The organism is Clavibacter nebraskensis NCPPB 2581, from assembly GCF_000355695.1.
Classification (GTDB): Bacteria; Actinomycetota; Actinomycetes; order Actinomycetales; family Microbacteriaceae; genus Clavibacter; species Clavibacter nebraskensis.
Map to the genome: position 1 here is coordinate 2,880,243 of NC_020891.1, position 17,056 is coordinate 2,897,298.

Below are 17,056 nucleotides of genomic sequence, written 5' to 3' on the forward strand. Positions count from 1 at the left end.
CCCGCTCAGTGCCCCGCGGTCGCCGCCAGCCCCTGCTCCATCACGTGGTCCGTCTCGACCGCGTCCGAGAGCCGGAACGACCGCGTGCCCACGATGCGGAAGCCGCTGCGCTCGTAGAAGCGGATGGCGCGCGCGTTGTGCTCGTTCACGCCGAGCCAGATCCCGGCCTCGGCGTCCCGTCCCCGCTCCCCCGCCAGCTCGCGCGCGACCCGCAGCGTCTCGGCCATGAGCGGCCGAGCCAGCCCCGCCCCGTGCGATCCCCGCTCGACGTAGACCTTGCTCAGCTCGACCTCGGGCCGCAGCCGGAGCGCTCCCGCCACGTCGGCGTCCGCGGGCGGCGCCGCGACGACCATCGTGTAGCCGACCGGCCGACCCCCGACCTCCGCGAGCACCACCCGGTGCGCCGGATCCGCGAGGTGCGCCCGGAAGCGCGCCGGCGACAGGACGGTGCGGACGTGCTCCGCGATCGCCTCGGCCGTCGTGGTCGGCGGGCACGCGAGCGCGAAGGTGCGGGCAGCGAGGGCGGCCGCCTCGTCCGCGTCGGCGGGCGAGGCGACGCGGAAGGACGGGACGGCGTGGACGGGGCGACGGCGGGATCCGGGATGCTCACCCTGTCAAGCCTAGGCAGCCGCGCGCCCCCGGGGACGACGGAAGGGCCCGCCGGAGCGGGCCCTTCCTGTGCTGCATGTCGTGCGTGCGCTTGCGCGCGGTGGTGCTAGATGGAGTTGACGTCCACCGGGATGCCGGGGCCGAAGGTCGTGGAGACCGTGGCCTTCTGAACGTAGCGGCCCTTCGAGGAGGACGGCTTGAGGCGGACGATCTCCTCGAGCGCGGCGCCGACGTTCTCCGAGAGCTGCTCGGGTGAGAAGCTCGCCTTGCCGACCACGAAGTGGACGTTCGCGTGCTTGTCGACGCGGAACTCGATCTTGCCGCCCTTGATGTCGGACACCGCGCGCGCGACGTCCGGGGTGACCGTGCCGGTCTTCGGGTTGGGCATGAGGCCACGCGGGCCGAGCACCTTGCCGAGACGACCGACCTTGCCCATGAGCTCGGGCGTCGAGACGGCGGAGTCGAACGACGTGTAGCCGCCCGCCACCTTCTCGATGAGCTCGTCGCCGCCGACCTCGTCGGCGCCGGCGGCGATGGCCGCCTCGGCCGCGGGGCCCGTCGCGAAGACGATGACGCGAGCGGTCTTGCCGGTACCGTGAGGAAGGATGACGGTGCCGCGGACCATCTGGTCTGCCTTGCGGGGGTCGACGCCGAGCTTGAGCGCGACCTCGACGGTGCTGTCGAACTTGCTGGAACCGGTCTCGCGCGCGAGCTCGACGGCCTCCGCGGCGGTGTACGCCTTGGCGGGATCGATCTTCTCGGCTGCGGCCCGGTAGGCCTTTGACTTCGCCATTCGTGTCTCCTGATTCGAGAGTGCGGTTGATGTGAGCCTGGCCGGCTCTCCCGCGTGATGCTGGAGCGGATCCCGGACGGGACCCGCGGGGTGGTGGAGGCTAGGCCTCGACCGTGATGCCCATGGAGCGGGCGGTGCCGGCGATGATCTTCGCCGCGGCGTCGATGTCGTTGGCGTTGAGGTCGGCCTGCTTCTGCTCGGCGATCTCGCGGACCTGGTCCATCGTGAGCTTCGCGACCTTGACCGTGTGCGGCGTGCCCGAGCCCTTGGCGACTCCGGCGGCCTTCTTGATGAGCTCCGCGGCCGGGGGCGTCTTGAGGATGAACGTGAACGTCCGGTCCTCGTAGACGGTGATCTCGACGGGGATGACGTTCCCGCGCTGAGCCTCGGTCTGGGCGTTGTACGCCTTGCAGAACTCCATGATGTTGACGCCGTGCTGTCCCAGCGCCGGCCCGATGGGCGGTGCGGGGTTGGCGGCGCCGGCCTTGATCTGCAGCTTGATCAGACCCGTGACCTTCTTCTTCGGTGCCATTTCTCTTCCTTCTTCTTGATTGCTAGATCGAGCGGGCCGCGCGGCCCGACCGCCTAGAGCTTGGTGACCTGGTCGAAGCTGAGCTCGACCGGGGTCTCGCGCTCGAACAGGGAGACGAGCACCGTGAGCTTGCCGCTCTCGGGCTTGATCTCGCTGATGGAGCCGGGGAGGCCCGCGAACGAGCCCTCCTTGATCGTGATGGTCTCGCCGATCTCGAAGTCGACCTCGGCGGCGACGACGCGCTGCGCCTGGCCGCCCTTGGTGGGCTGGCCCTTGACCTGCGCCACCTCCTTGATCTCGACGAGGCTCTTCAGCATGGAGAAGGCCTCCTCGACGCGGAGGGGCGTGGGGTTGTGGGCGTTGCCCACGAAGCCCGTGACGCCGGGGGTGTGGCGGACGACCGACCAGCTGTCCTCGTTGAGGCTCATGCGCACGAGCACGTAGCCCGGGATGCGCACGCGGTTGACCATCTTGCGCTGGCCGTTCTTGATCTCGACGACGTCCTCCATCGGGACCTCGATCTGGTAGATGTCGTCCTCCATGTTGAGCGACACCATGCGGTTCTCGATGTTGCTCTTCACGCGGCGCTCGAAGCCCGCGTAGGAGTGGATGACGTACCACTTGCCCGGCTTGGAGCGGAGCTCCTTGCGGAAGTCCTCGTAGGGGTCGACGTCGGCGTCGTCCTCGTCGGGCACGAGGGCGGCCTCGGCCTGGGCGACGTCCTCCGCGGTGGCGGGCGCGACGTCGGCGGGCTCGAGGGCCTCCTCGGCCGCCTCCTCCTCCGCCTCGTCGTCGGTCGCCTCGACGGCGGCCTCGGCCTCGTCGGCGGAGTCGATGTCGAGCGCGTCCTCGACGATGGCGTCGGCCTCGGGATCCTCGACGGACTCCATCGCGTCGAGCGCGGCCGTCAGGTCGGTCTCGACCGAGTCGCCCTCGACGTGCAGGGCGGTGTGCTCCGCCGCGTCCGAGCTCTCCTCGGAGGACTCGATGGCGTGGCCCTCCTGGACCTCGTCCACCTCGGAGGACTGCTCCGCCGCGGGGGCGAGGTCGACGTCGTCGCGCTTGCTCTCAGCCAATGGATCTACTTCCCTCGTTCTTCGTCGTGCGTTGCCGTTCTGTGCCGTGCTGACCCGGGCGCCGGGCCGCGCGGATGCGGGACCCGCAGGCGTCCGCGCCGCTGTCGTTCCCCGCGCGCGTGGATCCGTGGTCCGCGTGCCGCTCGCCGTCCGGTCCGTGCCGCCTCCGCGTGGAGGCCCTGGTGCTAGGCGCCGTTGCCGAACACCACGATGGCGAGGTACCCGAACAGCTGGTCGAGGAGAGAGACGATCACCATCATGACGATGACGAAGGCCAGCACCACTCCCGTGAACGTCAGCAGCTCCTTGCGGGTGGGGGTGACCACCTTCTTGAGTTCCTGCACGACCTGCTTGATGAAGAGCACCAGCCGGGCGAAGGGGTTGCGTCGCGCATCCCGCTGCTCGCGAGCCTGCGCGACGATTTCCTCGCTCGGCTCGTCGACGATCTTCCGCGCCACGCGTGGGTCCCTTCCTGCATTGCTCGGCTTCCGCCCGGAGTTCGGGCGAGCCGCGATGTCACGCGCCCGGGGACCCGTTCCATCTAGCAGGGCGGACAGGACTCGAACCTGCAACCTGCGGTTTTGGAGACCGCTGCTCTACCAATTGAGCCACCACCCTCTGCGTCGACACCCGCCTGCCCTCATGCGCCACGACCGTGCGAGCACGGACGGAAGAAGGCGCGGAAGAGCATGGCGGAGATACTGACCCGGACGAGTGTACCAGCATCCGCGGGCCCACGGTCGGGCGGCGGCCAGGCGGGCGTCGGCACCCGCGTGGCGGCGGGCGCGGATCCCTATGCTCACATGCATGGCCGAACCGCAGAGCACCGTCCCCCTCAGCCGCGTCTCCACCCGCATCGGATCCATCGCCGAGTCCGCGACTCTCAAGGTCGACGGCAAGGCCAAGGCCCTGCAGGCCGCCGGACGCCCCGTCATCAGCTTCGCGGCGGGCGAGCCCGACTTCCCGACGCCCGACTACGTGGTCGAGGCCGCGGTCGAGGCCGCGCGGGATCCCCGCAACCACCGCTACACCGCCGCCGCCGGCCTCCCCGACCTCCGCGAGGCGATCGCCGACAAGACACGCGCCTCCTCGGGCCTCGACGTGGGCATCGACCGGATCATCGTCACCAACGGCGGCAAGCAGGCCGTCTACCAGGCGTTCCAGACGCTGCTCGACCAGGGCGACGAGGTCCTCGTGCCCACGCCGTACTGGACCACCTACCCCGAGGCCATCCGCCTCGCGGGCGGCGTGCCCGTCGACGTCTTCGCGGGCGCCGACCAGGGCTACCTCGTCACCGTCGAGCAGCTCGAGGCGGCGTGGACGCCGCGCACCAAGGTGCTGCTGTTCGTCTCGCCGTCGAACCCCACGGGCGCCGTCTACTCGCGGGAGCAGACCCGCGAGATCGGCGAGTGGGCGGAGTCGAAGGGCCTCTGGGTCATCAGCGACGAGATCTACCAGGACCTCGTCTACGACGGCGCCGAGGCCGCGAGCATCGTCGACGTGGTGCCGGCGCTTGCCGACCGCACGATCCTCGTCAACGGCGTCGCCAAGACGTACGCCATGACCGGCTGGCGCGTCGGGTGGATGGTGGGCCCCGCCGACGCCATCAGGGCCGCGGGCAACCTGCAGTCGCACCTCTCCTCCAACGTCTCGAACGTCTCGCAGCGTGCGGCCATCGCGGCGCTCCGCGGACCCCACGACACCGTCGACCGGATGCGCGAGGCCTTCGACCGCCGCCGCCGCACGATCGTCGCCGAGCTCGACGCCATCCCCGGCTTCGTCACGCCCACGCCGCAGGGCGCGTTCTACGTCTACCCCGACGTGACGGGCCTCTTCGGCCGCGACATCGACGGCGTGACGCCGACCACCTCGCTCGAGGTCGCCGACGTGCTGCTCGAGAAGGCCGAGATCGCCGCCGTCCCCGGCGAGGCGTTCGGCCCGAGCGGGTTCCTGCGCTTCAGCTACGCGCTGGGCGACGAGGCGCTGCTCGAGGGCGTGCGCCGGATCCGCGACCTGCTGGCCTGATCCGTCGCCCGGCCCGCGCGGGTCGGCACTCCCCTAGAGGGTGAGGCCGACCAGCACGGGCTCGGGCTGCAGGATCACGCCGTGCTCGCTCATCACGCGGCCCTGCACGTAGCGCGCGAGGGCGGCGACGTCCTCGGCGGTCGCGGTGCCGCGGTTGGTGAGCGCGAGCGTGTGCTTGGAGGAGACGGCCGCACCGGAGCCCGGCAGCCGGAACCCGCGCTGCACACCCGAGCGCTCGATCAGCCACGCGGCGCTGAGCTTCACGCCGGCCGGCTCGCGACGACGGCGCGCGGCGGCCTCGCGCTCGATGGCCTCGGCCACCTCCCACTGGTCGCCGAGCGGCACGACGAGGTCCTGGGGCGGATCCTCCTGCGGCCAGCGCGGGGCGTCGGCCGGCAGCGTGCGGGCGAACGCGGCGCTGACGATGGGGTTCGTGAAGAACGACCCCGCGCTCCACGTGTCGTGGTCGGCGTCGTCGAGCACCATGCCCTTGGACGCGCGCAGCGCCAGCACGGTCTCACGGACGCGGGCGACGGGCATGCGGTCGCCGAGCTCCACGCCGAGCGCGCCGGCGAGCTGCGGGTACGCGACGGGGAGACCGAGCGCGTCGGGGCCCTCGCCGTGGGTGAGCGCGAAGTCCACCGCGAGCACGACGCCGGCGCGGCCGCGCTTGAGCGCGGAGGTGCGGTAGCCGAGGCCGAGGTCGGCGGCGCTGAGCCGCTCCACCTCACCGGTCTCGTAGTCGAGGAAGTCGATCCCCTCCAGGACGTCGGCCACCTCCTGGCCGTAGGCGCCGATGTTCTGCACGGGCGAGGCGCCCGTGGATCCGGGGATGCCCGAGAGCGCCTCGAGCCCCGCGAGCCCGTCGGCCACGGTCCGCGCGACGAGCGCGTCCCACGGCTCGCCGGCCTGCACACGCACGAGCACGGTGCCGTCGGCCCGCTCCTCGCCGACCTCGACGCCGCGGGTCGCGATGCGGATGACGGTGCCCTCCACGCCCTCGTCGGAGATGAGGGAGTTGGACCCGCCGCCGAGGACCATCCAGTCCTCGCCCACGGCCCAGAGCCCGAGGAGGGTGTCGACGAGCTCGTCGCGCTCGCTCACGGTCACGAGCTCCTCGGCCGGACCGCCGACGCGCAGCGTGGTGAGGTCGGCGAGCGGGGCGTCGCGGTGGGTCTGGATCGTCACGGGGGCCCTACGCCAGCCGGACCTGCGCCTGGGCGCGGCCGAGGACGGTCTTCCCGTCGACGGAGACGGCGATGTCGATGCGCGCGGTGCCGGCATCGGCGTCGATCGCGCCCACCTTGGCGACGATCGAGAGGTCCTGGCCGTCGGCGGGATCCACGACCACGGGCCGCGTGAACCGCACGCCGTAGGACACGATGCGCGAGGGATCGCCCGCCCAGTCGGCCACGGGCTGCACGGCCTGGCCCATCGTCAGCATGCCGTGGGCGAGGACGCCCGGCAGCCCGACCGACGCCGCCACGTCGTCGCGGTAGTGGATGGGGTTGAAGTCGCCCGACGCGCCCGCGTAGCGGACGAGGGAGTCGCGGGTGAGGTGCAGCGAGCGCTCCGCCACGACGTCGCCCACGGCGAGGTCGGCGAGCACGGGCACGGCCACGGCGCTCACGCGTCGTCCCCGCGGACCACGAGGGTGGAGACGGCCGTGACGACGTGCGCGCCGGATCCGTCGACCATGGCCGACTCGGCGGTCACCATCGCGTTGCCGCCGAGGGTCGCCACCTTCGTGACGGTGAGCGTCGCGGTCAGCTCGTCGCCCGCGACCACCGGCCGGGAGTACGTGAAGGCCTGCTCGCCGTGGACCACGCGGCTGAAGTCGATGCCCGCGTCGGGCTCGGCGAGCAGCTGCGCGAGCGTCGCCTCCTGGACGACGACGGGGAACGTGCTCGGGGCGATGACGTCGGCGTGGCCGGCGGCACGCGCGGCCTCGGGGTCGAGGTGGACGGGGTGGGTGGCGCCGACGGCGCGGGCGAACTCGCGCACCTTCTCGCGTCCCACCAGGTACGGGGCGGCGGCGGGGAGCACGCGACCCTGGAGCTCTGGATTCACTGGCACCGGACGATCCTACGCGGCGGGCGTCCGCGCGCCCGGGGCGGGCCTCTCCCCTGCCGGGTACGCGAGAGCCCCGGCCCCCACTTCTCGTGGGGACCGGGGCCCGGGTCGCGATGCCGCTCGTGCGGCGTCAGCTGCCTACTGGCAGGAGTCGCACTGCAGGAGCTCCATGGGGTCGACGGGGATCGCGTAGCCGCCGACGGTGTCGTTGTTGTCGTAGTCCATGGGTGCCTCCCGTTGTGTCTGGTCGGGAACCGCCGGTGCGGTTCCTCAGGTCTCGTGGCTCTCGCCCCGATGGCCTCCGGATCCGCGTCTTCGCGAGGATCCGGGTTGCTCGGCCACCCGGTGGGGCGGTGAGGTTCTCCACTATATAACCCGAACTACAGACCTGTCATTCCACTACATCTAGTGTTTCGGCGTGTCGCGGCGCCGTCCGCGTCGTCATGCGGATCCGGACAGCCGGAGCGGATCCGACGGCCGTGCTGGCCCGGCGTGTCGCGCCGCCGAGGGCCCCCGCCGACCCTCCGGCGAGCGGCGCCCGCACGCGCGAGGGCCGCCGCGAACGCGTCGCGGCGGCCCTCGTGCGCTCGGTGCGCGGGATGCGGATCAGGCGCCGCCCTCGCGCGCCTCCTTCTCCTCCTCCGACTCGCTGGCGGTGTAGTCGCCGCCGGCGGGCGCCTCGCGGCGCTCCTCGTCGTGCGCGTCGGGGACGGGGTTGCCCTGGGTCTTGTAGAGCACGTCGTCGTGCTCGGCGCCCGTGGCGTGGTCGGGGTGGTCGGGGGATTCGTGGTGGGTCATGCCCGGAGGCTACGCCGCGCGCGCGAGCACGGGAAGCGCGGCGACGGCGAGAGGCCGGGTCGGCGCGGGCGCGGGCGCGGGCGCGGGCAGAGGAAAGGCCCCGGAACCTGGCGAGAGGTGTCCGGGGCCTATCGAGGAGGACGGACCCCGAGGGATCCGCGCTTCCGTAGCGGGAGCGGGACTTGAACCCGCGACACCACGATTATGAGCCGTGTGCTCTAACCACCTGAGCTACCCCGCCACGATCCCCATGGCCGCCGCGATGGGAGACCCGGGATCGAGCCCCCAGTGAGGATTGAACTCACTACCTCTTCCTTACCAAGGAAGTGCTCTACCAATGAGCTATGGGGGCGTGCTCGGGCGCGTCGGAGACGCGCTCGAACCCTACGACGATAGCAGGTCCCGGACCGCCCACGAGACGCGGGACGGCCCGGACCGGGCACGGCCGGCCGGGCTCCCGGGGATCAGACCGCGGAGAGGTCTCGGATCTCGTCGGCCGTCAGCTCGAGCTCGACGGAGGCGAGGAGGTCGGGCAGCTGCGTGAGGTCGCGCGCGCTGGCGATCGGCGCGGTGACCGACGGCTGCGCCCGCAGCCACGCGAGCGAGACCGTCGTGACGGAGACGCCGTGGGCCTCGGCGACCCGGTCGAGGACCTCGAGCAGGGCGCGGCCGTGGTCGTCCAGGTACTTGGACGCGGCTCCCGAGCGGGGGCTGTCCACCTCGGCGCCGCGGTACTTGCCCGTGAGGAAGCCGCTGGCGAGGCTCGAGTAGGGGGCGGACGCGATGCCCTCGCGGACGAGCAGGTCGGCGAGCGCACCCTCGTAGTCGTCGCGGGCGACCAGGTTGTAGCGGTTCTGGAGCACCTCGAAGCGGGCGATGCCCTCGCGCGCGGACACGTCGAGCGCGGCCTGCAGGCGCTCGGCCGTGAAGTTGGAGGCGCCGATCGCGCGGACCTTGCCCTCGGCCACGAGCTCGGCGAGCGCGGTGACGGTCTCCTCGATCGGGGTGTCCTGGTCGTCGACGTGCGCGTAGTAGAGGTCGATCGCGTCGACGCCGAGCCGGCGGAGGCTGGCCTCGACGCCGCGGCGGACGCTGTCGCGCGACGTGCCCTTCGCGGCCTCGTGCGCGCCGACCTTGGTGGCGATGACGAGGTCGTCGGGGCGGCCGCGCGCGGCGAGCCAGCGGCCGATGATCTCCTCGGACTCACCGCCGGAGTTGCCGGGCTTCCACGCGGAGTAGACGTCGGCGGTGTCGACGAAGTTGCCGCCCGCCGCGACGTAGGCGTCGAGGAGCTGGAACGAGGTGGCCTCGTCGGCGGTCCAGCCGAAGACGTTGCCGCCGAAGGACAGGGGCAGCACCTCCAGGCCGCTGGATCCGAGGGGCACGCGTGCGGGGTTCGACATGGCTGATCTCCTTCGTCCGGTGATGAGGGCGGTGGCCGCCCCCATCGTCAAGGCGGTCCGCGCCCCCGGGTATTCCGCCGCTCCGAGGCGTCGGGAGCGCTCCCTGCCCGTCGCCTAGGCTCGTCGCATGACTTCGCCTGCCCCCACAGCCCTGTCCACGGCTGCCCGGGACGACACCTCGGCCCACCCCGACAGCGCACCGCAGCACGGCACCGGATCCGAGTGGTGGCGCACCGCCGTCATCTACCAGATCTACCCGCGCTCCTTCGCCGACTCCGACGGCGACGGCATCGGCGACCTCCCCGGGATCACCGAGCGGCTCCCCGCGCTCCGCGAGCTCGGGGTCGACGCCGTCTGGCTCTCCCCCTTCTTCCTGTCGCCGCAGAACGACGCGGGCTACGACGTCGCCGACTACTGCGCGGTGGATCCGCTGTTCGGCACCCTCGACGACTTCGAGCGGATGCAGCGCCGCGCGCACGAGCTCGGCCTCCGCGTGATCGTCGACATCGTCCCGAACCACACCTCCTCCGCGCACCGGTGGTTCCAGGAGGCGCTCGCCGCCCCCGCCGGCAGCGAGGAGCGTGCCCGCTACATGTTCCGCGACGGGAAGGGCGCCGACGGCGAGCTGCCCCCGAACAACTGGGAGTCGATCTTCGGCGGCCCGGCGTGGACCCGGCTCACCGAGCCCGACGGCACGCCCGGCCAGTGGTACCTCCACCTGTTCGACTCGTCGCAGCCCGACCTCGACTGGACGAACCCGTGGGTGCGCGAGCGCTTCCGCGAGATCCTCCGCTTCTGGCTCGACCGCGGCGTCGACGGCTTCCGCGTGGACGTCGCGCACGGCATGGTCAAGGCGGCCGGCCTCCCCGACTACACGCCGCCCGAGGGCCAGGGCAGCATGGGCGGCGCCGGCGGCGTCGACGACGAGCCCGCTCCCCCGCCGCCGTACTTCGCGCAGGAGGGCGTGCACGAGATCTACCGCGAGTGGCGCGAGATCTTCGACTCGTACGACGGCGACCGCGCGATGGTCGCCGAGGCGTGGGTCGAGCCGCTCGCGAAGCTGGCCGACTGGGTGCGCCCCGACGAGATGCACCAGGCCTTCAACTTCAGCTACCTGGAGACGCCGTGGGACGCCGCGGCGCTCCGCCGGACGATCGACGCGTCGCTCGCCACCTTCTCCTCCGTCGGCGCGCCGAGCACGTGGGTGCTCTCGAACCACGACGTGGTGCGGCACGCGAGCCGCCTCGCGCTCTCGGGCGAGAACCCGCAGGGCGTGGGCATCGGGCCGCGGTCGACCGTGACGGTCGACGAAGAGCTCGGCCTCCGTCGCGCCCGCGCCGCGAGCGCGCTCATGCTGGCGCTGCCCGGCAGCGCCTACGTCTACCAGGGCGAGGAGCTCGGGCTGCCCGAGGACATCCGCCTGCCCGACGAGGCGCGCCAGGATCCGACGTTCCACCGCACCGCGGGCGAGCGCTACGGCCGCGACGGCTGCCGCGTGCCGATCCCGTGGGAGGCCGGGACGCCGTCCTACGGCTTCAGCACGGGCGACGCGAGCTGGCTGCCGCAGCCCGACGACTGGGACCGGTTCGCGCGCGACGTCGAGCAGGCGGATCCCGCGTCGACCCTCTCCCTCTACACGGAGGCGCTGCTGCTGCGTCGGGAGCACGGGCTCGCGCTGGGCGCGCTGGAGTGGATCGACGCGGCGGGCGACGACGTGATCGCGTTCGAGAGCGCGGGCGTCACGGTCATCGCCAACCTCGGCGACGCCGCCGTGCCGCTGCCCGAGGGCCGCGTGCTGCTCGCGAGCCGGCCGCTCGACGGCGACGCCGTGCCGTCCGACACCACCGTGTGGCTGATCCGGGACTGACCCGTCCCGGCACGACGACGCCCCCTCGCCTTCGGGCGAGGGGGCGTCGTCGTGTGTGGTGCGTGCGCTAGTTCGCGTGCTCCTGGAGCCAGGCGAAGGGATCCACCGCGGTGCCGTCGGCGACGCGGATCTCGAAGTGGAGGTGCGGGCCGGTGGACGCGCCCGTGTTGCCGACCTGGCCGATCTGCTGGCCGACCTTGACGGGGTCCCCGGCCTTCACGCGCAGGGATCCGGGCAGCTGGTGGCCGTAGACGCTCGTGATGAGCTGCCCGTCGATCACGTGGTCGATGACGAGGTGGACGCCGAGGCCGGTGTCGCTGTCGACGGCCTCGCGCACGACGCCGTCGGCGATGGCCTGGATGGGCGCGCCGAGTCCGGGAGCGAAGTCGACGCCCTGGTGGTTGCTCGAGCAGCCATGGGAGCAGGGCGCGATGCGCTTGCCGAAGACGCCGCTGATGGGCACGCCCGAGGCGAACGGCCACTGGATGGTGCCGTTGATGTCGTTCGTGAACGCGCCGGCGCCCTTCGACGTCTGCGCCAGCATGATCTGCTGCGGCGTCGTGGAGGTGAAGGCGTCGTCCGTGCCGCCGACGACGGTCGCCTCGGGCGCCGCGGAGAGCGCGACGCTCTGGCTGGGGACGGAGGTGGCCGGGGCGTCCGTGACGACGTTCGCCTCCGCCATGTCCTGGCCGGTGAGGAACGCGGAGGACGGCAGCGAGGTCGCGATGGTGACCGTCGCGACGAACGCCATGGTGAGGAGCGTGAGCCCGCGCGACGCGTTCGCGCGACGGCGGCCGGCGGCGGCCTCGGGCGCCGGGGCGAGCGCGGGCCGCGAGGAGGCGGGGACGCGGCGTCCGCGGACGCGGGCGTGCGGGGCGGCCGCGGCGACGCTCGCGCGCTTCGCGGGCACGTACGAGGAGCGGCGCGACTCGGACGCGGCGCGGAGGCGACGGGCGCGGGTCGCGAGGGGGACGGTCTCCGCGGCGTTCTGGGCCGCGGGCTCGGCCTGCTCGGAGAGGTGCGTGCGGGGGGCGGCGGGGGCCTCGACCGGGATGTGGACGACCCGGGGCGCGGGGGCAGCAGGCGCGTCGGGGGCGATCTGCGCGGGCAGCGCCGACGCGGCGGCGGGCTCCTCGACCAGCTGCTCGACCGCCGGAGCGGCGGGAGCGGCGGTCTCGATGGCCTGCGCGTCCTCCCGGGGCGCGGATCCGCCCGATGCCGCCTCGGCAGCCCGGCGCTCGGCCTCGCGTCGCTCGCGTCGCGTCGGGTACACGGTCCCTGCGGTCTCGTCGGGGGTCAGCACGAGGGCCGCCGGTCGGAGGTCTGGGAGGCACGCGAGGCGTGGAGGACGGACAGGATCGTGGGACTCCTAGTGCGAGGGACAGGTGCTGCGCGGTGCCGGCCGAACGGTGTCGGGGCGTGCGCGAGCGACCGGTTCCAGCCCGGTCGCGATGTAACGGATCGGTAAAGACTAACCGGAGGAAGGGATTCGCGCCACCCGGGGGATGCGGACGAGGGCCCTGAGGAGCTATGCGCGCGGGCGCTCCAGCCGCTCCTCGAGGGCGCGCGCGAGCTCGGGATCCGCCGCGATGAGCAGCTCGTCGGAGGCCGGCCCGCCGCCGATCCCGGTCACGCGCGCACCCGCCTCGGCGGCGATGAGCGCGCCGGCCGCGTGGTCCCAGGGCTTCAGGCCGCGCTCGAAGTAGGCGTCGGTGCGGCCCGCGGCCACGTTGCAGAGTTCGAGCGACGCGGCGCCGATGCGGCGGATGTCGCGCACCTCGCCGACCAGGTCGGTGATCACGCGCCCCTGCCGCACCCGCGTCTCGGCGCCGTAGGAGAAGCCCGTGCCGACGAGGGCGAGGGAGAGCGGCACTCCGACGTTGACGGCGAGCGGGCGGCCGTCGAGCGCGGATCCCCCGCCCGCCGTGGCCGTGTACACCTCGCCCAGGGTGGGGTTCACGACGCAGCCGACGCGCGCGGTCCAGGTGAGCGGATCCGCCTCGCCCTCGACCACGGCGACGCTCACGGCCCACGCGGGGATGCCGTAGAGGAAGTTGACGGTGCCGTCGATGGGGTCGACCACCCAGGTGAGGCCCGAGCTGCCCGCCGTGCCCTCGGACTCCTCGCCGAGGAAGCCGTCGTCGGGGCGGACGTCCTGCAGAGCCCGGCGGATGAGGTCCTCGGTCTCGCGGTCGGTGTGCGTGACGATGTCCTCGGGGCTCGACTTCGACGCGGCGACCTCGACGCCCTCCCGACGACGGCGGAGCGCGAGCTCCCCGGCACGGACGGCGATGTCGCAGGCGATGGTCAGGAGCGCGGAGTCACCGGAAGTCGTCATGCGACTACCCTGCCAGAGTCGTCGGGGACGCCGCGGCGAGACGGCTCAGGCCGGCGCGACGCCCATGCGCTCGTCGACCGTCGGGATCTCCGTCGCGGCCTCGCGGCGGCGCCCGCGCTCGATCCGGCGCGCGTTCCACAGCAGGCCGACGCCCACCACCATCAGGCCGCCCGCGGCGAGCAGCGCCCACGCGCCGCCGACGTGCGTCGTGATGAGCGCGGCGACGAGCGCGCCGAGCCCCATGCACACGATCGCGCCGATGCGGCGGGTCCACGCGGCGCCCGTCCCGCCCGCGACGCGGCTGTCGGAGGAGAGGTTCACCATCGTCATGGTCACGACCACGGTGGAGAGGTCCCGCAGGCCGACGCTCTTCACGGCCGCGGCCTGCGCGCCGAGCAGCAGCGCGAGGAAGCCCGTGATGCCGATCATGACCCCGGTCTCGAGCGTGCCGACCGCGAGCCACACGACGGCGAGCGCGAGGGTGAGCAGGGTGCCCGTGACGAGGATCCAGACGGACGAGCGCGGCAGGTGCACGTCGGTGGGCGCACGCCGGGTGATGCGCGACGCGATGACCGCGCCGAGCATGAAGGCCACGAGCGCCACGAGGTTGTTGAGCACGGGGATGTCGGCGACGCCCACCAGGCCGAAGCCGATGAAGAGCACGTTGCCGGTCATGTTGCCGGTGAAGACGCGGTCGAGGGCGAGGTAGCTGACGCCGTCGATGGCGCCGGTGGCCGTGGTCATCACGAGCAGGGCGGCGATGTAGGACCCCTCGGGCCAGGGACGGGACACGGGCGCTCCTCGACGGTCGGGCGACGGACCCTCTCACCCTAGGGCGGGTCGGTCGCCGGCGAGGTCAGGCCGGGAGCCCGTCGGCACCGCACGCCGCCCGGTCGGTCGCCTCCTGCCGGACGCGCGTCCGCTCGATGCGACGCGCGTTCGCCAGCAGCCCGACCCCGACGGCCATCAGCGTCCCCGCGACGAGCAGCGCCGACGGGGCGCCGATGCGCGTGGTGATGAGCGCCGAGACCAGCGCGCCGGTCGCCATCGCCGCGATGGCGCCGAAGCGGCGGCGCCACGCGGCGCCCGTGCCGCCGGCGACGCGGCTGCCCGAGGAGAGGCTCACCGCGGTCATCGTCACGACCACGGTGGAGAGGTCGGAGAGGCCGATGCTCCGCACGGCGGCCGCCTGCGCGCCGAGCAGGAGGGAGAAGAGCCCGGTGATCGCGATCATCACGCCCTTCTCGAGCGTGCCGACCGCGGACCAGATGCCCGCGAGCGCGAAGGTGAGCAGGGTGTTGACGACGAGGATCCACACGGCCGACCGCGGCAGGCGCAGGTCGGTGGGCGCCCGGCAGGTGATGCGGGACGCGATGACCGCACCGGCCATGAACGCGAGCAGCGCGACGGCGTTGTTGAGCACGGGGACGCCGGCGACGCCCACCAGGCCGAAGCCGATGAAGATGACGTTCCCGGTCATGTTGCCGGTGAAGACGCGGTCGAGGGCGAGGTAGCTGACGCCGTCGATCGCGCCGGTGGCGGTCGTCAGGACGAGCAGGGCGACGACGTACGCGCCTTCGGGCCAGTGTCGGGGCATGGGAGATCTCCTCGAGGACGGGACGGATGGCGCCCCAATTTAGGGGCGCCTCTCGGTACCCTGTGGGATCAGGCGCTCTCGTCCCGCGTCGCCCGGGCGGCCGCGGAAGCCAGCCGCGACACCTCGTCGTCGTCGAGCACGAGCTGCGCGGCGGGCATCAGCTGCCGGATCTGCCGGGCCGTGCGCGCGCCGACGAGCGCGCTCGCGATCCCGGGCCGGCCGAGCACCCACGCGATGGCGACCTCGGCGACCGTGACCCCGCGCATTCGGGCGATCTCCTCGGCGGCGCGCACCGTCGCGTGCCCGCCCGCCGACATGTACTGCTCGGCGTCGAGCGCCCGGGCCGACGGCACGGCCGGCGCGCCCGGCAGGTACTTGCCCGTGAGGAAGCCCTTGGCGAGCACGCTGTGCGCGACGAGGCCGAGGCCCTCGCGCCGGACGAGCGCCTGCAGGCGCCCCTCCGCGTGATCCCGCGCCAGCAGGCTGTACTCCTCCTGCACCACGCCGACGGGGACCGCGCCGGATCCGTGCGCCAGCGCGAGCGCCTGCTCGATCCGCTCGGGCCGGAACCCGGAGACCCCGACGAGCCGCGCCTTGCCCTCCTTCACCAGGTCGGACAGCGCGGCGACGGTCTCCTCGAGCGGGGTGCGGGTGTCGTCGAGGTGGGCGTGCACGACGTCGACGTGCGTCGTGCCGAGCCGGCGGAGCGAGGCCTCCACGCCGCGGCGGATCGACTCCGCCGACGTGCCGGGGGCGTCGCGGCTCTTGCCGACCTTCGTGCCGACGACCACTTCGTCGCGGCAGCCGCGCGCGGCCAGCCACCCGCCGATGATCGCCTCGGACTCGCCGCCCGCGTGGCCCGGCACCCACTGGGAGTACGAGGACGCGGTGTCGACGAAGGTGCCGCCCTCCTCGCGGTAGGCGTCGAGGATCGCCCACGCGGCCTCGCGGTCGGCGGTCCAGCCGAAGCCGCTCGTGCCGAGGCCGAGCGTGGAGACGACGACGCCCGAGGTGCCGAGGGCGCGCGTGCGGGGGCCGGGTGCGGCGGGGAACATCGGTGGTGGATCCAGGTCGTCGGGCGCGCGGGCGACTCTGCCTGCGCGGGCGGGCCCCGACGGATGCGTCGAGGCAGACGAACGGCCCCGCGCGAGCGGGGCCGTCCAGTGCGGTGGCGAGTGAGGGATTCGAACCCCCGAAGGCTGAGCCGTCTGATTTACAGTCAGATCCCTTTGGCCGCTAGGGTAACTCGCCATGCGCACCCGACCTGTGTGATCACGGACCGGAGACGCTCGTCGATGATAGCGGGAGCCGGGCCGCGAACCGAAATCGTCGGATCCCCTCGCCGCGGGCCCGCAGTCGGCCGTCCCTTAACATGGTCGGCATGGCAGATTCCTCGTTCGACGTCGTCAGCAAGGTCGACCGCATGGAGGCGGACAACGCCGTCCACCAGACCAAGAAGGAGGTGGAGCAGCGCTACGACTTCAAGAACGTGGGCGCCTCCATCGAGTGGAGCGGCGACACCATCCTCATGAAGGCCTCGAGCGAGGAGCGCGTGAAGGCGATCCTCGACGTGCTCCAGACGAAGATGATCAAGCGCGGCATCGGCCTCAAGAGCCTCGAGGAGGGCGAGCCCTTCGCCTCAGGCAAGGAGCACCGGATCGAGGTCACCCTCAAGCAGGGCATCGACCAGGCCAACGCGAAGAAGCTCGGCAAGATCATCCGCGACGAGGGCCCCAAGAGTATCAAGAGCCGCGTCGAGGGCGACGAGCTCCGCGTCTCGAGCAAGAGCCGCGACGACCTGCAGCAGACCATCGCGCTGCTCAAGGGCGCCGACGTGGATCTCGACCTGCAGTTCGTCAACTTCCGCTGATCCACCGGGTGCGCGTGCCCCGCCTGTCCGGCGGGCACCGCGTCCCCCGGGCGGCCCGGTCGCGGCGGATAGACT

Annotated in this window: 18 protein-coding genes and 4 tRNA genes; 3 read left to right on the plus strand and 19 right to left on the minus strand. The window is 72.8% G+C overall.

Annotated features, from left to right (window positions below; all coding sequences use genetic code 11):
* Positions 1-5: 5 nt before the first annotated feature.
* From CMN_RS13535 to CMN_RS13560, 6 genes are all read right to left on the minus strand, one after another.
* Positions 6-467 carry a GNAT family N-acetyltransferase gene (locus CMN_RS13535; protein WP_309485197.1) on the minus strand — a complete coding sequence of 154 codons (462 nt, stop codon included), beginning with the start codon at positions 465-467 and terminating at the stop codon, positions 6-8.
* A gap of 248 nt (positions 468-715) precedes the next feature.
* Positions 716-1,402, minus strand: a complete 687-nt coding sequence (gene rplA, locus CMN_RS13540) for a 50S ribosomal protein L1 (RefSeq protein ID WP_015491347.1) — start codon at positions 1,400-1,402, stop codon at positions 716-718.
* A gap of 100 nt (positions 1,403-1,502) precedes the next feature.
* Positions 1,503-1,934, minus strand: coding sequence for a 50S ribosomal protein L11 (gene rplK / locus CMN_RS13545; RefSeq protein ID WP_012039476.1), 432 nt, complete (start codon positions 1,932-1,934; stop codon positions 1,503-1,505).
* Positions 1,935-1,987: 53 nt separating this feature from the next.
* Positions 1,988-3,010, minus strand: coding sequence for a transcription termination/antitermination protein NusG (gene nusG / locus CMN_RS13550; protein WP_015491348.1), 1,023 nt, complete (start codon positions 3,008-3,010; stop codon positions 1,988-1,990).
* Between the two features lie 185 nt (positions 3,011-3,195).
* On the minus strand, positions 3,196-3,468 hold the full coding sequence (gene secE, locus CMN_RS13555; protein WP_012039478.1) for a preprotein translocase subunit SecE: 273 nt from the start codon (positions 3,466-3,468) through the stop codon (positions 3,196-3,198).
* Between the two features lie 87 nt (positions 3,469-3,555).
* Positions 3,556-3,628 (minus strand) — tRNA-Trp (locus tag CMN_RS13560).
* A 177-nt stretch (positions 3,629-3,805) separates the two neighbouring features.
* Between CMN_RS13560 and CMN_RS13565 the strand changes: the two genes are divergently transcribed.
* Positions 3,806-5,035: a pyridoxal phosphate-dependent aminotransferase gene (locus tag CMN_RS13565; RefSeq protein WP_015491349.1), complete on the plus strand. Its 1,230-nt coding sequence runs from the start codon at positions 3,806-3,808 to the stop codon at positions 5,033-5,035.
* 33 nt (positions 5,036-5,068) lie between these two features.
* Here the strand turns inward: CMN_RS13565 and CMN_RS13570 are convergent, their stop codons facing one another.
* The 7 genes from CMN_RS13570 to CMN_RS13605 all read right to left on the minus strand — a co-directional run bounded on the left by CMN_RS13570 (position 5,069) and on the right by CMN_RS13605 (position 9,309).
* Positions 5,069-6,223 (minus strand): UDP-N-acetylmuramate dehydrogenase, encoded by a 1,155-nt coding sequence (locus CMN_RS13570; RefSeq protein WP_015491350.1) that lies wholly within the window; start codon positions 6,221-6,223, stop codon positions 5,069-5,071.
* A gap of 7 nt (positions 6,224-6,230) precedes the next feature.
* Positions 6,231-6,665 (minus strand): MaoC/PaaZ C-terminal domain-containing protein, encoded by a 435-nt coding sequence (locus CMN_RS13575; RefSeq protein WP_015491351.1) that lies wholly within the window; start codon positions 6,663-6,665, stop codon positions 6,231-6,233.
* On the minus strand, positions 6,662-7,111 hold the full coding sequence (locus CMN_RS13580) for an FAS1-like dehydratase domain-containing protein (protein ID WP_015491352.1): 450 nt from the start codon (positions 7,109-7,111) through the stop codon (positions 6,662-6,664). The genes CMN_RS13575 and CMN_RS13580 overlap by 4 nt, the downstream gene beginning before the upstream one ends.
* 603 nt (positions 7,112-7,714) lie before the next feature.
* The gene (locus CMN_RS13590; protein ID WP_015491354.1) at positions 7,715-7,906 is read right to left on the minus strand and encodes a hypothetical protein; all 192 of its coding nucleotides are present in this window, start codon (positions 7,904-7,906) and stop codon (positions 7,715-7,717) included.
* A 167-nt stretch (positions 7,907-8,073) separates the two neighbouring features.
* Positions 8,074-8,147 (minus strand) — tRNA-Met (locus tag CMN_RS13595).
* Positions 8,148-8,186: 39 nt separating this feature from the next.
* Positions 8,187-8,258 (minus strand) — tRNA-Thr (locus CMN_RS13600).
* 112 nt (positions 8,259-8,370) lie between these two features.
* Positions 8,371-9,309: an aldo/keto reductase gene (locus tag CMN_RS13605; protein WP_015491355.1), complete on the minus strand. Its 939-nt coding sequence runs from the start codon at positions 9,307-9,309 to the stop codon at positions 8,371-8,373.
* A gap of 127 nt (positions 9,310-9,436) precedes the next feature.
* Here CMN_RS13605 and CMN_RS13610 point away from each other — a divergent pair, with 127 nt between their 5' ends.
* Entirely contained in the window at positions 9,437-11,176 is a 1,740-nt protein-coding gene (locus CMN_RS13610; RefSeq protein ID WP_015491356.1) for a glycoside hydrolase family 13 protein, read from the plus strand.
* Between the two features lie 67 nt (positions 11,177-11,243).
* Here CMN_RS13610 and CMN_RS13615 read toward each other — a convergent pair whose 3' ends face one another.
* From CMN_RS13615 to CMN_RS13640, 6 genes are all read right to left on the minus strand, one after another.
* Entirely contained in the window at positions 11,244-12,479 is a 1,236-nt protein-coding gene (locus CMN_RS13615; RefSeq protein WP_015491357.1) for a M23 family metallopeptidase, read from the minus strand.
* A 225-nt stretch (positions 12,480-12,704) separates the two neighbouring features.
* Positions 12,705-13,514, minus strand: a complete 810-nt coding sequence (locus CMN_RS13620) for an inositol monophosphatase family protein (protein ID WP_015491358.1) — start codon at positions 13,512-13,514, stop codon at positions 12,705-12,707.
* Between the two features lie 45 nt (positions 13,515-13,559).
* Positions 13,560-14,306 (minus strand): YoaK family protein, encoded by a 747-nt coding sequence (locus CMN_RS13625; RefSeq protein ID WP_015491359.1) that lies wholly within the window; start codon positions 14,304-14,306, stop codon positions 13,560-13,562.
* Between the two features lie 64 nt (positions 14,307-14,370).
* A complete protein-coding gene (locus CMN_RS13630) occupies positions 14,371-15,111 on the minus strand; it encodes a YoaK family protein (RefSeq protein WP_015491360.1) in 741 nt (246 codons plus the stop codon).
* 68 nt (positions 15,112-15,179) lie between these two features.
* On the minus strand, positions 15,180-16,166 hold the full coding sequence (locus tag CMN_RS13635) for an aldo/keto reductase (protein ID WP_015491361.1): 987 nt from the start codon (positions 16,164-16,166) through the stop codon (positions 15,180-15,182).
* A 114-nt stretch (positions 16,167-16,280) separates the two neighbouring features.
* Positions 16,281-16,362: transfer RNA gene (locus CMN_RS13640), tRNA-Tyr, on the minus strand.
* A gap of 130 nt (positions 16,363-16,492) precedes the next feature.
* Between CMN_RS13640 and CMN_RS13645 the strand changes: the two genes are divergently transcribed.
* Entirely contained in the window at positions 16,493-16,981 is a 489-nt protein-coding gene (locus CMN_RS13645) for a YajQ family cyclic di-GMP-binding protein (RefSeq protein WP_041465318.1), read from the plus strand.
* Positions 16,982-17,056: the final 75 nt, after the last annotated feature.